This is a genomic window from Flavobacterium sp. UBA5153 (assembly GCA_002413745.1).
Taxonomy (GTDB): Bacteria; Bacteroidota; Bacteroidia; order Flavobacteriales; family Flavobacteriaceae; genus Flavobacterium.
Map to the genome: position 1 here is coordinate 50,558 of DHXP01000079.1, position 16,105 is coordinate 66,662.

Annotated in this window: 14 protein-coding genes; 10 read left to right on the forward strand and 4 right to left on the reverse strand. The window is 35.1% G+C overall.

From position 1 onward, the window contains the following. Window positions 1-151: 151 nt before the first annotated feature. The 3 genes from B2145_RS17370 to B2145_RS17380 all read right to left on the reverse strand — a co-directional run bounded on the left by B2145_RS17370 (window position 152) and on the right by B2145_RS17380 (window position 2,703). Window positions 152-742: a porin family protein gene (locus B2145_RS17370; protein ID WP_291105171.1), complete on the reverse strand. Its 591-nt coding sequence runs from the start codon at window positions 740-742 to the stop codon at window positions 152-154. A gap of 42 nt (window positions 743-784) precedes the next feature. Then, window positions 785-1,561 carry a membrane metalloprotease gene (locus B2145_RS17375; RefSeq protein WP_291105173.1) on the reverse strand — a complete coding sequence of 259 codons (777 nt, stop codon included), beginning with the start codon at window positions 1,559-1,561 and terminating at the stop codon, window positions 785-787. Window positions 1,562-1,659: 98 nt separating this feature from the next. Beyond that, window positions 1,660-2,703 carry a hypothetical protein gene (locus B2145_RS17380; protein WP_291105175.1) on the reverse strand — a complete coding sequence of 348 codons (1,044 nt, stop codon included), beginning with the start codon at window positions 2,701-2,703 and terminating at the stop codon, window positions 1,660-1,662. Between the two features lie 290 nt (window positions 2,704-2,993). Between B2145_RS17380 and B2145_RS17385 the strand changes: the two genes are divergently transcribed. The 3 genes from B2145_RS17385 (at window position 2,994) to B2145_RS17395 (ending at window position 7,010) form a co-directional block, all read left to right on the forward strand. Next, window positions 2,994-3,509, forward strand: coding sequence for an RNA polymerase sigma factor (locus tag B2145_RS17385; protein ID WP_291105177.1), 516 nt, complete (start codon window positions 2,994-2,996; stop codon window positions 3,507-3,509). A gap of 62 nt (window positions 3,510-3,571) precedes the next feature. Beyond that, window positions 3,572-4,486, forward strand: a complete 915-nt coding sequence (locus B2145_RS17390) for a FecR family protein (RefSeq protein ID WP_291105179.1) — start codon at window positions 3,572-3,574, stop codon at window positions 4,484-4,486. Then, window positions 4,476-7,010: a TonB-dependent receptor gene (locus B2145_RS17395; RefSeq protein WP_291105181.1), complete on the forward strand. Its 2,535-nt coding sequence runs from the start codon at window positions 4,476-4,478 to the stop codon at window positions 7,008-7,010. The genes B2145_RS17390 and B2145_RS17395 overlap by 11 nt, the downstream gene beginning before the upstream one ends. A 117-nt stretch (window positions 7,011-7,127) precedes the next feature. On the opposite strand, the gene glmM is transcribed toward B2145_RS17395, so the two are convergent. Then, on the reverse strand, window positions 7,128-8,516 hold the full coding sequence (gene glmM / locus B2145_RS17400; RefSeq protein ID WP_291105184.1) for a phosphoglucosamine mutase: 1,389 nt from the start codon (window positions 8,514-8,516) through the stop codon (window positions 7,128-7,130). Window positions 8,517-8,608: 92 nt separating this feature from the next. Here glmM and B2145_RS17405 point away from each other — a divergent pair, with 92 nt between their 5' ends. The 7 genes from B2145_RS17405 to B2145_RS17435 form a co-directional block, all read left to right on the forward strand. Then, window positions 8,609-9,193: an acyl carrier protein phosphodiesterase gene (locus tag B2145_RS17405; protein ID WP_291105186.1), complete on the forward strand. Its 585-nt coding sequence runs from the start codon at window positions 8,609-8,611 to the stop codon at window positions 9,191-9,193. Continuing rightward, window positions 9,190-10,872, forward strand: coding sequence for a gamma-glutamyltransferase (gene ggt, locus B2145_RS17410; RefSeq protein WP_291105188.1), 1,683 nt, complete (start codon window positions 9,190-9,192; stop codon window positions 10,870-10,872). The genes B2145_RS17405 and ggt overlap by 4 nt, the downstream gene beginning before the upstream one ends. A gap of 23 nt (window positions 10,873-10,895) precedes the next feature. Further along, complete coding sequence (locus B2145_RS17415) at window positions 10,896-11,564, forward strand: DNA alkylation repair protein (protein ID WP_291105190.1); 669 nt, start codon at window positions 10,896-10,898, stop codon at window positions 11,562-11,564. Between the two features lie 43 nt (window positions 11,565-11,607). Next, the gene (locus B2145_RS17420; RefSeq protein WP_291105192.1) at window positions 11,608-13,392 is read left to right on the forward strand and encodes a chloride channel protein; all 1,785 of its coding nucleotides are present in this window, start codon (window positions 11,608-11,610) and stop codon (window positions 13,390-13,392) included. 23 nt (window positions 13,393-13,415) lie between these two features. Then, the gene (locus B2145_RS17425; protein ID WP_291105193.1) at window positions 13,416-14,093 is read left to right on the forward strand and encodes a peptidoglycan DD-metalloendopeptidase family protein; all 678 of its coding nucleotides are present in this window, start codon (window positions 13,416-13,418) and stop codon (window positions 14,091-14,093) included. Window positions 14,094-14,192: 99 nt separating this feature from the next. Then, on the forward strand, window positions 14,193-14,729 hold the full coding sequence (locus tag B2145_RS17430) for a hypothetical protein (RefSeq protein ID WP_291105196.1): 537 nt from the start codon (window positions 14,193-14,195) through the stop codon (window positions 14,727-14,729). A 349-nt stretch (window positions 14,730-15,078) separates the two neighbouring features. Beyond that, the coding region (locus B2145_RS17435; RefSeq protein ID WP_291105197.1) for a DUF6600 domain-containing protein at window positions 15,079-16,105 on the forward strand (1,027 nt) is incomplete at its 3' end.

Genomic DNA, 16,105 nt, shown 5'->3' on the forward strand with positions numbered 1-16,105 from the left:
TTTCAAATTAGTCCAATAAAAATTGGACCAAATGAAATATACAACGGTATTATACCAGAACCATTAGACTAATTCATATTAAGTAATGGTATTATTTCCTTCAAAAAATGCCCGAGAAATCTTGGGCATTTAATTATCTGGATATTTCAGTTTATAAATCAAATCCTAATGAAAATTGCCAAACTCTGTTTTGTGCTTTTCCTTGATCATACAAATCACCAAGACCTAAATGATAACGCACCCCTAAAGTTATTCCAGAATCGGTTTTAAAACCTCCTCCAAAGTTCATTCCCCAATCAAAATTATTAGGAATATATTGTTGTGAATTGTTATATAAACTAAATCCGCTATTATATTCTTCTTTATGGGAGATAGCCAATCCTATCTGCGGGCCTGCTTCCAGAAAGAAATTTTTAGATGGATAGGCTTTAAGCATTACCGGTAAATTAATATAATCCAACTTTTGGGTAAGTTTACCACTATTATTGGTAATCACATATCCTTGTTGAGAATATATTAATTCAGGTTGTATGGCAAAGCTTTCGCTTATAAATTCCTCTCCATATACTCCAACGTGAAAACTGTGACGTTGTCCTGTTTCTCCACTCCCATCAAAATTTACCGCTGCCAAATTGTATCCCCCTTTTATACCGGCATTCGATTTATGGATAGTTTTATCTTGTGCATTTATTGATGATATTATACCAAAAAATAAAGCGATTGTTAAATATTGTGTTTTCATTAGTTTACTGTTTTTGTATTATTAAATTAAATTTGGGCTTTATTACTTTCCACCATTCGCTCGAAGATCCGCAAGACATTGTGCATCCAACTGGGGTGCAGAACCTTGAGAAGCTAAATTTGCAATACTGTTTCCCGTTTCTGAAGACCAATACATTAAGCAACTTCCCGCATTACAATGCTTTGGATGCACTGTATCTTCATGATTACTTTGCATGGCCGCCCCTAAATTAGTAAGTCCAAGGATATGTCCAAACTCATGTGTCATTACTGTAGTTTCCAATAAACTTCTATTGGGTTCAAATGGACTATTGCTTAAACCTTGAACGGTTTGTTCGAAAATAACAAAAGAAGTATTTCTATAGGCCGTTCCCAAAATAACTCCTGTACTTGTGTCACTTGCTGATTCTCCATCTGCAAAAAATGCCCAAACCGCTATTTGATCAGAAGTATTATATTTTGTTCTGTTCGCGTCTTCAATGTCAACAATTTCTTGGTTGGTATAAGGTGCTTTTCCTGTTGAAGGTATTGCTCTTTTTACAATACTTATTCCATTTGGTTTGAATGTTCTTGCCTCAAGAAAAGACACAAAGTTATCAATTGCCGTTTGCGTTGGCTCAAATCCAGTTACATAAGCCACTTCTATAACCATACTCGTAAACTTTTTATCGGATAACAAATCTTTAGATGAACTTCCTAAAGTCTGTTGGTTCATACTAACAGTATTTGCAGTTCCAGAGCTATTGTTTAGGGCATCCCCATTTGAACAGGATACGGTAAAGCCTAGCCCAATTATTAGTAATACAATTATTTTTCTCACTATATCTTTTTTTATATTAATAAATTTCTTTCTCTTAATTAACAGCTTCCGGAAAATCTGGCAGCTGTTTCATTAAAATAATCCATTAAAAAACTAATTTATATTTGTTTCAAGACTACGGTTACGGCGGTATTGGTTGTGCTTTGTAAAGAGATTGAAGTAGCACTGAAACTTGTTACTTTCCAAGTATCATTTAATAAATTAAACGTCGTGATACCTGAAAAATTTAATTTTAAAAAGACATCTAACTGTGAACTTGCCGCATAAGTTCCATTTACAGTTGTATTTGCTGAATTTACAGCCGTTACAGATAAATTGTTTGCGAAATTCATTGTATATCCGGCATAGTTACTTGCTGTATTAACCCCTGCTTTTAAAAAAGAATCTACCCTGAACAATCCATTAGCTAAAATAACTTCTAATTTATTTGCATTTGATGCCATCATTGTCATCGTTGTTTTACTTGAAGTACATTCGTCTATTCTTGATTGGAAATCAGTATCACTGGAAACTGTTGTTTTTGTGCCATCACTCAAGGTAATCGATATTGGATAACTCATTGCAAATAATTTATCGCTACTCATAGTATTCATATAGGCATATAATTGCTCTTTGTTTTCAATAACGACACTTCCTGTTTGATCCATATTTAAACTATAGGTCATAATGGTGATTGGAAAATTAATGTCTAATCCAGAAATGGCATCTTGATGGGCAGACTCAGCCATCCCACAGGTACTCATTAAAGTATTATAATCCGTTTGACTGCTAACAGTAACTTCAGTATAATTACTTAATCTTATTCTTAAAGGAAATTGTAGCACCACTGTATCCTGATTCGTATTAAATGCAGCAAGGATACTTGTAACTTGTTGGTAATCTAATTGACTAAAAAGAGACACCTTAATTCCGTTTACAGTTGCCGTTGCAGGCAATACAATCGAAGAACAAGAAGCACCATCTAAAAAGTCGTCAAATGAACCATTGTACATTGAGGTGCGTTTTAAATTGTTTGCAGCAGTGGAGTTTGCAGTGTTAGTGTTTGGATTTTGACCTTGTGTGTTATCAATTTCACTTTGACAAGATGCAAATCCTAAGATAGACATCAATGCAATTCCTGTAATAATTTTAAATTTTTTCATAGTTTACAAATTTAGTTATTTTTTTCCAGCGATTTTTTCGCTTTTATATTAGTAAGACAACCAACTTTTTTTTTACCCTATGATTTTTTAAAAAAAATTTGATTTATTTGTCAAATTAAAGCTGTTAACCCAATCATACTATTGATTTTAAATATTTTAACTTTTTGTTTTCAAATCAATAAAATCTTTGTTTACTTGCTTTAACAGTAATAAATTCAAATTAAATTACCTCTATTCTTTATGTGAAAAAATAATATATCTTTACAATCTTAAATAAGAACCTTTATTAAATGAGCGACGGAAACAGTAAACTTTGTGAAGAAAAACACTTTAGCGACTTTTACTTAAAGCATATACATGCCGCAAATAATTTTGCATACTACAAATGTGGCGATGCTGATGCTGCCATAGATTTAGCACAGGATGCATTTACTAAAATTTGGGAAAATTGTTCTAAAATTGATTTTAATAAAGTCAAGACCTATTTGTTTACAACAGTAAATAATTTATTTTTAAATACTATAAAGCATCAAAAAGTAGTGTTAGAGTATGCCAAAGCAGCTCCAAACTTAGATACAAACAACCAAAGTCCGGAATATTTACTTGAAGAAGAAGAATTCAGACAAAAACTTCAAAAAGCCATCGCCTCTTTAAGTGAAGTACAACGTGAAGTGTTTTTAATGAATCGAATTGATGGAAAAAAGTATAGAGAAATTGCAGAATTACTTAATATTTCCCAAAAATTGGTAGAAAAACGAATGTCTGGAGCACTTGAAATTTTAAGGACTCTAATAGGAAATATATAATCAGTAATTTTACAGTAGGGTAATTTTATACTTAGTTGTCTTATTCACATAGGGATATAAAAATGAAAAACGAAAAAAATATATTAAAATGGTTAAATAATGAGCTTTCAAGCAAGGAAATCGAAGAATTAAAACAAGAAGAAGGTTTTGAAACTCTCGAAAAAATTGCGCATTATGCATCACAGATGGAAACTCCAAAACTGGATGCACAAGCCGCCTTGGAAGCTTTTAAAGCCCGAAACCATTCTAAAAAGGAAACAAAAGTCAGAAGGCTGAACTTCAAAACACTTTATAGAGTTGCTGCTGTTTTAGTTGTTCTTTTAAGCTCATCCTATTTTTTATTTTTTAATACCCATAAAACTTTTGAAACCAAAATAGCAGAAACCAAAACTTTTAATCTTCCGGATAATTCTGAAGTGGTATTAAACGCCGCTTCAAAATTAACATACAATAAAAAAACATGGAAAGACAAAAGGGATTTAACGCTGGATGGGGAAGCTTTTTTTAGGGTACAGAAAGGAAAAACATTTAGCGTAATCACAGATGCCGGAATCGTTAAAGTATTAGGAACCCGATTTAATGTAAAATACCGCACCAACTATTTTGAAGTCAACTGTTACCATGGTTTGGTAAGTGTGACTTACAAGAATAAAACCGTTAAATTGCCCCCCGGAAAAACATTTAGGGTTATCAATGGCACCATTGAAAATGTTAAAGATTTTAGCGATCCAAACCCTTCATGGATTCAACGGGAATCCAGTTTTAACCGAATCACTTTGAATCAGGTTATTGCAGAATTAGAGCGTCAATATGATATAAAAATCAAAGTCGAAGGTGTTGATACTTCAAAATTATTTACCGGTAGTTTTACACATGATAACAAAAACATAGCGCTACAAGCCGTAACAATTCCACTTAAATTAAGTTATAAAATTGAAGGCAAAACCGTTATATTTTACAACTACGATGCTAAATAAATGCTTTATTTGCCTATTGTTATGTGCCGGAAGTATATGTTATGGACAAAAAAACTCTAAAAAAAGACCATTAACGGATATTATTGCTTCTATTGAGCAACAGTTTGATATAAAATTTTCCTATTCTGTTGAAGATGTCGCCTCAATTTCAATTGAAAAACCAGATATAAAACTAACATTAGAAGAAACTATTGACTGCCTCAACACAAAAACACTTTTAAATTTTAAAAAGTTAGACAATCGATATATTACCGTTTCGGTCATAAATAAAATGTTATCCGTTTGTGGAATTGTTTTTTCAGATGAAAAAAAAACACCTCTTTTTGGTGCTTCAGTGGTTGCAAATGACACTCAAAAAACCACTGTTACTAATGAATCTGGTCAGTTTTATTTGCAGAATGTTCCCATAAATGCAACGATTACCATTTCCTATATTGGCTATGAAAGCAAACAGTTTAAAGCAACCCAGTTATTTTCAGAAGTAAATAATTGTAAAGAGGTTATTCTTTCCGTAAGCAATGAGGAACTAAACCAGGTTTTGATTCCTGTCTTTTTAACCACCGGTTTACAAAAACGTTTGGACGGAAGCATTGTTTTAAACACTAAAAAATTTGGTATTCTTCCAGGACTCATTGACCCCGATATTTTGCAATCCATTCAGGCACTTCCCGGTGTTGAAAGCACCAATGAAAGTATTGCAAATATTAATGTACGTGGTGGAACTAACGACCAAAATTTAGTGATTTGGGATAATATTAAAATGTATCATTCCGGCCATTTCTTCGGATTAATTTCGGCTTACAATCCAAACCTGACAAACAAAGTAATTGTAAGTAAAAATGGAACTAGTGCTGAATATAGCGATGGCGTTTCCAGCACCATAAATATGTTTACCAAAGATGATGTTACCAATACATTTTCAGGTGGCGCAGGAATAAACTTAATTAGTGCCGATGCTTTTTTAGAAATTCCTATAGTTAAAAATTTAGAACTTCATGTTTCCGGTCGTCGTTCGATTACCGATTTGTTTAACACCCCAACATTCTCCAATTATTTTAAGAGAAGTTTTCAAGATAGTGAAATTAATGACGATAGTCACAAAAATGACGCCTCTTCCGATTTTTACTTTTATGATTACACCGCTAAATTACTTTTTGATTTAAATGAAAAACATCAATTTAGAGCCAACATCATTGGTATTAATAACTCTTTGGATTATTCGGAACGACTTACCACAAACACCAACAAAACCGAATCTAAAACCAGTAATTTAGCCCAGAAAAATATTGGTTATGGAGGAGATTGGAAAGCACAATGGAATACTAAATTAAGTACAAATCTTATTTCTTATTTTTCAAAATATAATATCAATGCTATAGATTATAGAGTTGAAACAGACCAACGTTTAACGGAAGCCAATGAAGTTCTGGAAACGGGAGCAAAACTAAATACACATTACAAGGCAAACAATAATCTAAGTTTCTTAATTGGTTACCAATTTAATGAGACAGGAATGTTAAATCAGACCACTGTTAGTGCTCCATCTTATGAACACACCAAAAAAGATGTTTTATTAAATCATGCCTTGTTTTACGAAGCGGAATACAACAAAAACAACACCTATTTAAGAGTTGGTGTGCGGTTCAATTATTTTCAAAAATTTGATAAATTTTTGATTGAACCCAGAGTAAATATTAGACAGAAATTGTCGAATACTATTGCCTTAAAATTGGAAGGTGAATTTAAAAACCAATCTGCCACTCAAATTGTAGATTTTCAAGATAATTTTCTTGGTGTTGAGAAAAGACGTTGGGTTTTGGTAAACAATAAAGACATCCCAATTGAAACCAGTAAACAAGGTTCTCTTGGAGTAGAATTCAACCAAAACAAACTGAATATTGACATTACCGGATTTTACAAATTTGTTGACGGCATTACGGCTTCCAATCAGGGATTTTACAACAATTTTCAGTTTATAAATGCGCATGGAAGCTATACCGCTAAAGGTTTGGAATTTTTGGCCAATAAAACTGCCCATAAATATAGCGCTTGGATAAGTTACACTTTTAGCATAAACGATTACGTGTTTGAAACTTTTAGCCCTTCGACATTTCCTAATAATGTAGATATAAGACACTCCATATCTTTGGGTTTTTATTATGATATACTTGAGAATCTAAAAGTATCTGTTGGTGGAGTTTGGAGAAATGGTCAACCTTACACAAAACCAATTGAAGGAAATGAGACGGTACAAAACGGAAACACTACAACAGTAAACTACGATACACCGAATAATAAAAATCTGGATAATTTTATACGTTTGGATGTATCATTAAGTTACAATTTTAAACTGTCACAATCTATTAAAGCATCTTTTCGTGCCGGTGTAATTAATGTAACAAATCAGGATAATGTTATCAATCGTTATTACAAAGTTGACCCGAACAATTCTAATCATGCTTTACAAATAGACAACAAATCGCTTGGGTTAACGCCAAATGTAAGTTTTAGGGTGAGTTTTTAATATTTATCTTTTTAAAACTAATAGCTTCGTAATAACGATAGCTCTTAAAAAAAACAAAACCCTTTCAAAAGTTTTACACTCCGAAAGGGTTATTATTTAAAAAGTTTTGTCTTTTCTTTAAATCCCAGCCACCGCCTTTATTTCCTCAATAATTCGCAAAGCCAAAGCATCGGCTTGTTCTTGCGAAGGTGCTTCGGTATAAATACGAATAATTGGTTCGGTATTCGATTTTCTTAAATGTACCCATTCGTTGGCAAAGTCAATTTTAACGCCATCGATAGTCGTGATATCTTCGTTTTTGTATTTGTCTGTCATGGCCACAAGAATGGCATCGACATCAATTTGTGGCGTCAATTCTATTTTGTTTTTGCTCATATAATATTCCGGATAGGAAGCGCGCAAGGCAGAAACTGTCATTTTCTTGTTGGCCAAATGCGTCAGAAACAGCGCCACTCCCACCAAACTGTCGCGTCCATAATGGGATTCAGGATAAATGATTCCTCCGTTTCCTTCGCCACCTATTACGGCATTGTTTTTCTTCATCAATTCCACCACGTTCACCTCACCTACTGCACTGGCTTCGTAGTTTCCATTGTATTCATTTGTCACATCACGCAAGGCACGCGATGACGACATATTCGAAACGGTATTTCCAGGGGTTTTGCTCAACACATAATCGGCACAAGCCACCAAAGTGTATTCTTCACCAAACATTTCGCCATCTTCGCAAATAAAAGCCAAACGATCTACATCCGGATCAACGACAATGCCTAAATCCGCTTTTTCTTTGACAACCAATTCCGAAATATCGGTTAAATGTTCTTTCAAAGGCTCTGGGTTATGGGGAAAATGTCCGTTAGGTTCGCAGTACAATTTCACAACTTCAACGCCCATCAATTCGAGTAATTTTGGGATAATAATTCCGCCGGAAGAATTCACACCGTCAACCACCACCTTGAATTTGGCTGCTTTCACGGCATCGACATCTACCAAAGGCAAGTTCAACACTTCATCTACATGAATGTCCATATACGCATCGTTCAGCATAATGGCACCCAAACTGTCCACTTCCGAAAAATCGAATGCTTCCGCCTCGGCAATTTGGAGAATTTTTTCTCCTTCAATACCATTCAAAAATTCTCCTTTTTCATTGAGTAATTTCAGTGCATTCCATTGTTTTGGATTGTGTGAAGCAGTAAGGATGATTCCACCCTCCGCTTTTTCCAAAGCAACGGCTACTTCGACAGTTGGCGTTGTGGAAAGGCCTAAATCAATCACGTCGATTCCTAAACCGATTAAAGTATTCACAACCAGATTATGAATCATTGGCCCTGAAATTCGGGCATCACGACCCACAACAACAGTAAGTTTTTCTTTTCCTATATGATTTTTCAACCAAGTTCCATAAGCCGAAGCAAATTTAACGGCATCGACCGGAGTGAGGTTATCGCCTACTTTTCCGCCAATGGTTCCCCGAATTCCTGATATTGATTTTATTAAAGTCATTATTATTTACGATTTTAGATATTTGATTTACGAATTACAAATATAATAAATGGCCGTTTATAAAAGTCATTTAAAATTCATAGATTAGGCGAATGAATTTCCTAGCCCACATATACCTTTCCGGAGACAATGATTTGATGAAAATTGGCAATTTTATGGCCGATGGAATCCATGGAAAACATTTTGGAAATTTTCCAATGGAAATCCAGAAAGGAATTATTCTGCACCGTAACATCGATACATTTACTGATGCGCACCCAGTATTTCGACTAAGCACCAAACGATTGCACGCCAATTACCATCATTATTCGGGCGTGATTGTGGATGTTTTTTACGACCATTTTTTGGCGAAAAACTGGAGTACCTATTCCGATGAAAAACTGGAAGATTATGTGGAACGCTTTTATCAATCTTTGAAAGACAATTATAATGTTTTAACTCCCAGAACCCAAAACCTGATGCCTTACATGATAGAGCACAATTGGCTGGTAAGTTACCAAACTATTGAAGGCATCGAAAGGATTTTGGCAAAAATGGATACCCGAATGAAATACGAATCGAATATGCGGTTTTCTGTTGCTGAATTGAAAACATCTTATTCCGAATTTGAAGAAGAATTCACCACTTTTTTTGAGAATCTAATTACTTTTACCCAAGATAAAATACTATCGGAATGAAAAAAACAGCACTTATTCTTTCGTTTTTTATTTTCTGTTTAATTCCAAATAAAACTTTAGCACAAAAGGGTTTGGTTACCCAAAAAACCATGGTGGTTTCGGCACGTGAAGAAGCATCGAAAATAGGTATCGAAATAATGAAAAAAGGAGGAAATGCCTTTGATGCCATGGTGGCAACCGAATTAGCCCTTGCGGTTGCCTATCCTTATGCGGGAAATATTGGTGGTGGTGGGTTTATGGTTTTCAGAAAAGCCAATGGCGAAACTGGCGCTTTGGATTATCGCGAAAAAGCCCCTTTGGCAGCCCAAAAAGACATGTATTTGGATAAAAACGGAAATGTAATTCCTAACTTGAGCGTTGATGGAGCTTTGGCGATTGGAGTTCCGGGAACTATTGCGGGAGTTTTTGCCGTTCATGAAAAATTGGGTAAACTTTCGATGGAGGAAATTATGAAACCTGTAATTGCCTTGGCAAAAAAAGGAATCGTGGTTACCGAAAAACAAGAAAAAAGACTGCAAAATTATCAAGATATTTTAGTGAAAATTAGTGGTGATAAAACCTTGCTAGCCCAAAAATATAAAACAGGAGATACCATAAAATACGTAGCCCTAGCCGAAACTTTATCGAGAATATTAAAAAATGGAAAGGATGAATTCTATAAAGGCAAAACTGCCCAGAAAATGGTGGATTTTGTTCAAAAAAATGGTGGAATCATTACTCTTGAAGATTTGTCGAAATATGAAGTCAAATGGCGGAACCCAATTGTTTTCAATTACAAGGATTTGAAAATTATCTCGATGTCACCACCATCAAGTGGGGGAATTACGTTAGAACAAATTATGAAAATGATTGAACCTTATCCCATTTCAAAATTTGGATATAATAGCGTGAAAACCATCCAAGTAATCACAGAAGCGGAAAGAAGAGCCTACGCCGACAGGAATTATTTTCTGGGCGATCCTGATTTTGTAAAAATTCCACGAAATGAATTGCTCAATAAAAATCACTTGAAACAAAGAATGAAGTCTTTCGATTGGAACAAAGCGACTTTGTCTGCGGAGGTTTCGCATGGAGAAATCTCGACTTCCGAAAGTAATGAAACCACCCATTATTCAATTATTGATGCCGACGGAAATGCCGTTTCGGCAACTACAACACTCAATGGCGCTTATGGTTCCAAATTATATTCAGATGAATTAGGTTTCTTTTTCAACAACGAAATGGATGATTTTAGTGCCAAACCCGGAGTTCCAAATTCGTATGGATTAGTTGGTGCCGACGCCAACAGCATTGCGCCTCAAAAACGCATGTTGAGTTCGATGACGCCAACAATCGTAGAGAAAAGCGGAAAATTATTTATGATTGTGGGAACGCCTGGTGGTTCAACCATTATTACATCGGTATTGCAAACGATTTTGAATGTTTATGAATTTAAAATGAGTATGCAGGAAGCTGTCAACGCTCCCCGTTTTCATCACCAATGGCTGCCTGACGAATTGGTTTTTGAGCCCGGTGCATTTTCAAAAGCTACTTTGGAAAACTTGAGACTAAAAGGATATATCATTAATGAAAAAAATCCGCCTGTTCTGGGGAAAGTCGATGCCATTTTAGTATTGCCAAATAAAAACCTGGAAGGCGGAGCCGACAAAAGAGGCGATGATAAAGCGGTGGGATTTTAGTGAGTTGTGAAAAGTGAATAGTTATGGGATTTATTGAGGATTTAGAGAAAGTTTTTGCAGAAAAAAGCAATCTAAAAAATGCTATTGCCATGGCGAAATACATGCGGAACCATTTTTCTTTTTTTGGAATAAAAACAGACGAAAGAAGACGAATTTTCAAGAAAATTTGCGAAGAAAATAAACAGGAAATCGAAGATAAACCAAGAGAAATCGCTTTGAAACTTTATTCAAAAAAACAACGGGAATTGCATTATTGCGCCATTGAAATTTTGAAAAAACAACTCAAGGGAAATTACAAAAAAGAAGACATTCAACTCATTGAAAAATTGATTGTCACAAATTCTTGGTGGGACAGCGTTGATACCATTGCAAAAAACATTCTTGGTGAATATCTGCTTGAATATCCATTGGAAACCGAAAAAGTAATCGAGCGTTTTTCAAATTTCGAAAATATGTGGCTTACCCGAAGTGTCCTACTTTTTCAATTGGGTTACAAACAAAAAACCAATTTCGATCTGCTAAAATCAGGATGTGAGAAACATAAAAATTCCAACGAATTTTTCATCCAAAAAGCCATTGGATGGTCATTGCGGGAATACGGAAAAACAAATCCAGAAGCAGTACGGAATTTTGCAAACCAAACTAACTTAAAACCTTTAAGCAAAAAAGAAGCATTGAAAAACATAAGCTAAAAACAAAAATAATGGTAAATTAGCCTTTTCATAAATAAACAAAATGCTCAAAAAATATTTTTATAAATTAGAAAATATAATTGCTTGGTCACAATCAATACTCTCACAAAAGCAATTTATTTTCTTGTCCAGTATTTTGGTGGGTATTACTTCAGGTATAGCGGTTATTGTCTTAAAAACTTTTGCCCATTGGGTTTTTTCGTTTGCCACCTACATTAACGGAATTTTAAAATTAAGTTTCATCAACAGTATTTTACCCATTACAGGAATTCTGCTTACCGTTTTTATGGTCAAAAGGTTTTTGGGAGGAAGTATAGAAAAAGGAACTTCACAAATTTTATTTGCCGTCGCAAAAAAAGCGAGCATCATTCCCAGAAAACAAATGTATGCCCAAATCTTGACAAGTTCTCTCACGGTTGGTTTAGGCGGATCTGCGGGTTTAGAAAGTCCAATCGTGATTACTGGCGCGGCTTTTGGTTCAAATTATGCCCAAAGATATAAATTAAGTTACAGTGACCGGACACTTCTTATTGGTTGCGGTGTTGCAGCCGGAATTGCCGCCGCTTTTAATGCTCCTATCGCCGGAGTTTTATTTGCCATCGAGGTTTTGTTGGTTGATGTAAGTATTTCGGCATTTACTCCTATCATGATTGCTGCCGCAACTGGAGCTTTGGTTTCCGTGATAGCTTTGGACGAAACAATTTTATTGTCGTTCAAACAACAGCAAACTTTTGACTATCACAATATTCCATACTATGTTCTACTCGGATTGTTTACCGGTTTTATTTCTGTTTACTATTCAAGAAACTTTCAAAGGGTTGAACATTTTTTTGCTCGATTGAGATTTAAACCTTACAAAAAAGCACTTTTTGGCGCCTCCCTTTTGGCGGTAATCATTTTTATTTTTCCAACACTTTTTGGCGAAGGTTATGAAAGCATAAAGACTTTATCAGAAAATGATCCAGGCCAATTACTGGAAAACACTTTGTTTAGCGGTTTTAGAAATAACAGTTGGGCACTTTTGGTATTTATTGGATTAACGATGATGCTCAAAGTTTTTGCAACCGGAATTACGTTGGGAAGTGGGGGAAATGGTGGCAACTTTGCTCCTTCCCTATTTTTAGGTTCGTATGCCGGTTTTTTCTTTTCCAAATTTTTAAATTTGACCGGACTCACAAAATTGCCCATCAGCAATTTTACAATGGTGGGAATGGCAGGAATTCTCAGCGGATTATTCCACGCACCGCTGACCGCGATTTTCCTCATTGCCGAAATTACCGGTGGTTATGCCTTGATGATTCCGCTTATGATAGTAACTTCCATTAGTTTTGCGATTTCAAAACGCTTTGAAAAACATTCGATGGACGTAAAACCTTTGGTCAAAAAAGGACATGCTTTTACCGCCAATAAAGATACAAACATCCTTTCGACATTAGATACCAATTCGATTATTCAAACCGATTTTTTGACGATTTCACCCGATGAAAATCTGGAAAAATTGGTTGATCTGATTTCCCATTCCAACCAAGTTATTTTTGCGGTTGTAGACAAGGAAATGCATTTGCTTGGCATCGTGCATTTCAACAATATCAGAGAAATCATCTTTAATAGTTTTAGGGTAAAACACACTTTGGTGAAAGAAATTATGACTCCAACTATCGATGTTATCTATCCTGCCGATGGTATGGAAACCGTAATGAATAAATTCGAAAAAGCCAGAGTCACCTTCTTGCCCGTTCTTAAAAACGGGAAATACTATGGATTTATCTCCAAAGCCACCACGCTCGAAGCCTATCGAGCCAAGTTAAAATTGATGACAATAGAGTAAATATTATTTATTATTTTCCAATTATGTCCAATTCAAAAAACATTTTTTTACAACTCAAAAACGTAAAAGTCATTGATAGCTCCATTCCCTATTCGCAATATATTCCGTTAGATTTATCGATTGCAAACACGGAATTATCCGAAATGGATTTGGGAAACGCCAAAATTTTTGAGGCTTATGTTGAAGATCACCTTCAAAAAAATGATGCAAAAGTCGCTTTTGGCGGTTATAATGAGGAACGAAATCTATACAAGAGAAGTGGTCTTTTTAATGTTGCCGAAAATGAGGAAAGAAATATACATTTAGGTATTGACTTTTGGATAAAAGCCGGAACAAAGGTATTGGTGGCACTTGACGGAAGGGTTCATAGTTTTGATTTTAATGCAGGATTGGGAAATTATGGCTCGACAATTATCTTGGAACATCAACTTGAAAATGAAATTTTTTACACTTTATATGGACACTTGTCAATGGAAAGTATCGAAAATATTGAAATTGATTCGGTTTATAAGAAAGGACAAACTCTGGCAACTTTGGGCGACGCTTCGGTAAATGGTGGTTATTCCCCGCATTTGCATTTTCAAATCATTAAAAATATGGAGGACAATTTTGGTGATTATCCTGGTGTTTGCAGTAAGAAAACCTTGGATTATTATTTGGATAATTGTCCAGACCCCCATTTATTGTTAAAAATAACATAAGTGGTAACCGAAAACATAATTCTCCTTTTAAGTTTACAGTTTCTTATTGGATGACATAATTCCTTTCAATATAGCTAACAATAAAATTTGAAAAACCCAATGCAAATCAATCACAAACTGTTATTATTGCTGTTTTTTGTTCTTTCAAAACCTGCCTTCAGCCAAGAATTAACCACTAATAAAATATCCAAACAATATCCGGCTACCACCTCATGGGATTTTATTTGCGAAAACTATGCATTGACCGGAATTACAAAAGCTCAAATTGCCAAAACTGATAAAGGAGGAACTCTAAAATTGGCTATGGAAACCACTGATCCTGCATTTAACATTTCCGGAACTGCGTATGTTTACCTTTCTGATAGTTCTATCATTGTTTGTACTGACAAAGGAATCAGGGAAAATATAGGCAATCAAATTATAAGCTATTACACCTTTTCGTCCATCGAAATGAATAAGTTAAAAAAAACTGACATTCAATCGCTTCGATTTAACATAACCGGAAACCAAAAAAAATTCAGCAGCCAAATAGGGAATTTTACGGCCTTGAATAAAAAAGTTTATATTGAAACTGCTAACGATCCAAACAAAAAAAGTTACAATACAGCTCAAGAAATATCCGCACTTTATAAATAGCCTCTTATAAATCTGAATAAACAATTAATGGAAAAGTTCTACATCGCATTTGCCAACGCGATGCATTATCAAATGGTAATCCTATACCCCATTTACATTTTCAAATAAGAAAATTTAATTTTCAAACATTAGTTACAGGATAAAAAATCAAAAAATTTGGTACTTTTTAAATAAAGATAACGTGTTGTTTTCTAACTTAATACCATTTGAATTCAATCCATTTTTTTTAATAAAAGTGCTCGAATGGCATAGTTTTTTATGGAATTTTTAACACTTATTCTAATAAAAATACTTAAATTTATACAACTTTTTCAGTTCTGGTTTTATCAAATAATTAAATACCAATATTATGAAAACAGTAAGTAAAACAGTTATCCTGTTCATTGTTCTCAATGCATTTATATGGATGGCACCTCAAAAAGTATCTGCACAGGTACAGATATCCGTTAATTTTCAGATTTTTTATGATAATTTAAGCCCCTATGGTAATTGGGTAGACAACCCTGACTACGGATACGTTTGGATTCCCGATGTATCTTCCGATTTTACCCCTTACAGCACTAATGGCCATTGGGTATTCACCAATGCAGGTTGGACTTGGGTTTCAAATTATTCGTGGGGATGGGCGCCTTTTCATTATGGTCGCTGGTTATACGATAATTATTACGGATGGATGTGGGTTCCAGACAACGAATGGGGGCCGGGATGGGTTACTTGGAGAAGAGCCGAAGGTTTCTATGGTTGGGCACCAATAGGCCCGGGCATTAGCATTAATTTTGCTTATAGCAGTGGTTATAGGTTGCCCTACAATCAGTGGACATTTGTAAGAGACAGGGATTTTGGAAGGAGGGACATTAATAATTATTATATTCGTTCATCAAGCAACACTACGATTATTAACAATTCTACAGTAATAAATAATATTCAGGTGGACAATTCAAGCCGTGTAAGATACAATGCGGGACCTGATAGAACTGAGGTGCAAAGGCGAACCGGCACTGCAATCGCCCCAGTTGTTCTCAGAGAAAGAAATAAACCAGGTCAGGATCTAAACAACCGTGAACTTCAGATATACAGACCACGAGTGGAAAAAAACAATGCTGCCGGACGAAAACCTGCTCCAACCAGAGTGATGAGATTGAAAGATGTGAAACCTAATATTCAACCGTCAAGGCAACAGCCAGTACAACAGCAACGTAATGTGCAACCAGCTAAAAGGCAGCCAGTACAGCAGCAGCGTAATATTCAACCGTCAAGGCAACAGCCAGCACAACAGCAACGCAATGTTCAACCTGCAAAACAGCCACAAGCACAGCAACAGCGTAATGTTCAGCAAGCCAAAGAGCAACAAGTGCAACAGCAACGTAATGTTCAGC

Bases quoted from the DNA above. Each gene is read 5' to 3' on its own strand.
- B2145_RS17430 (WP_291105196.1), top strand. From the start codon at position 14,193: ATGCAAATCAATCACAAACTGTTATTATTGCTGTTTTTTGTTCTTTCA.
- B2145_RS17370 (WP_291105171.1), bottom strand. From the start codon at position 742: ATGAAAACACAATATTTAACAATCGCTTTATTTTTTGGTATAATATCA.
- B2145_RS17415 (WP_291105190.1), top strand. From the start codon at position 10,896: ATGGGATTTATTGAGGATTTAGAGAAAGTTTTTGCAGAAAAAAGCAAT.
- B2145_RS17380 (WP_291105175.1), bottom strand. From the start codon at position 2,703: ATGAAAAAATTTAAAATTATTACAGGAATTGCATTGATGTCTATCTTA.
- B2145_RS17405 (WP_291105186.1), top strand. From the start codon at position 8,609: ATGAATTTCCTAGCCCACATATACCTTTCCGGAGACAATGATTTGATG.
- B2145_RS17385 (WP_291105177.1), top strand. From the start codon at position 2,994: ATGAGCGACGGAAACAGTAAACTTTGTGAAGAAAAACACTTTAGCGAC.
- B2145_RS17390 (WP_291105179.1), top strand. From the start codon at position 3,572: ATGAAAAACGAAAAAAATATATTAAAATGGTTAAATAATGAGCTTTCA.
- B2145_RS17425 (WP_291105193.1), top strand. From the start codon at position 13,416: ATGTCCAATTCAAAAAACATTTTTTTACAACTCAAAAACGTAAAAGTC.
- B2145_RS17395 (WP_291105181.1), top strand. From the start codon at position 4,476: ATGCTAAATAAATGCTTTATTTGCCTATTGTTATGTGCCGGAAGTATA.
- ggt (WP_291105188.1), top strand. From the start codon at position 9,190: ATGAAAAAAACAGCACTTATTCTTTCGTTTTTTATTTTCTGTTTAATT.
- B2145_RS17420 (WP_291105192.1), top strand. From the start codon at position 11,608: ATGCTCAAAAAATATTTTTATAAATTAGAAAATATAATTGCTTGGTCA.
- glmM (WP_291105184.1), bottom strand. From the start codon at position 8,516: ATGACTTTAATAAAATCAATATCAGGAATTCGGGGAACCATTGGCGGA.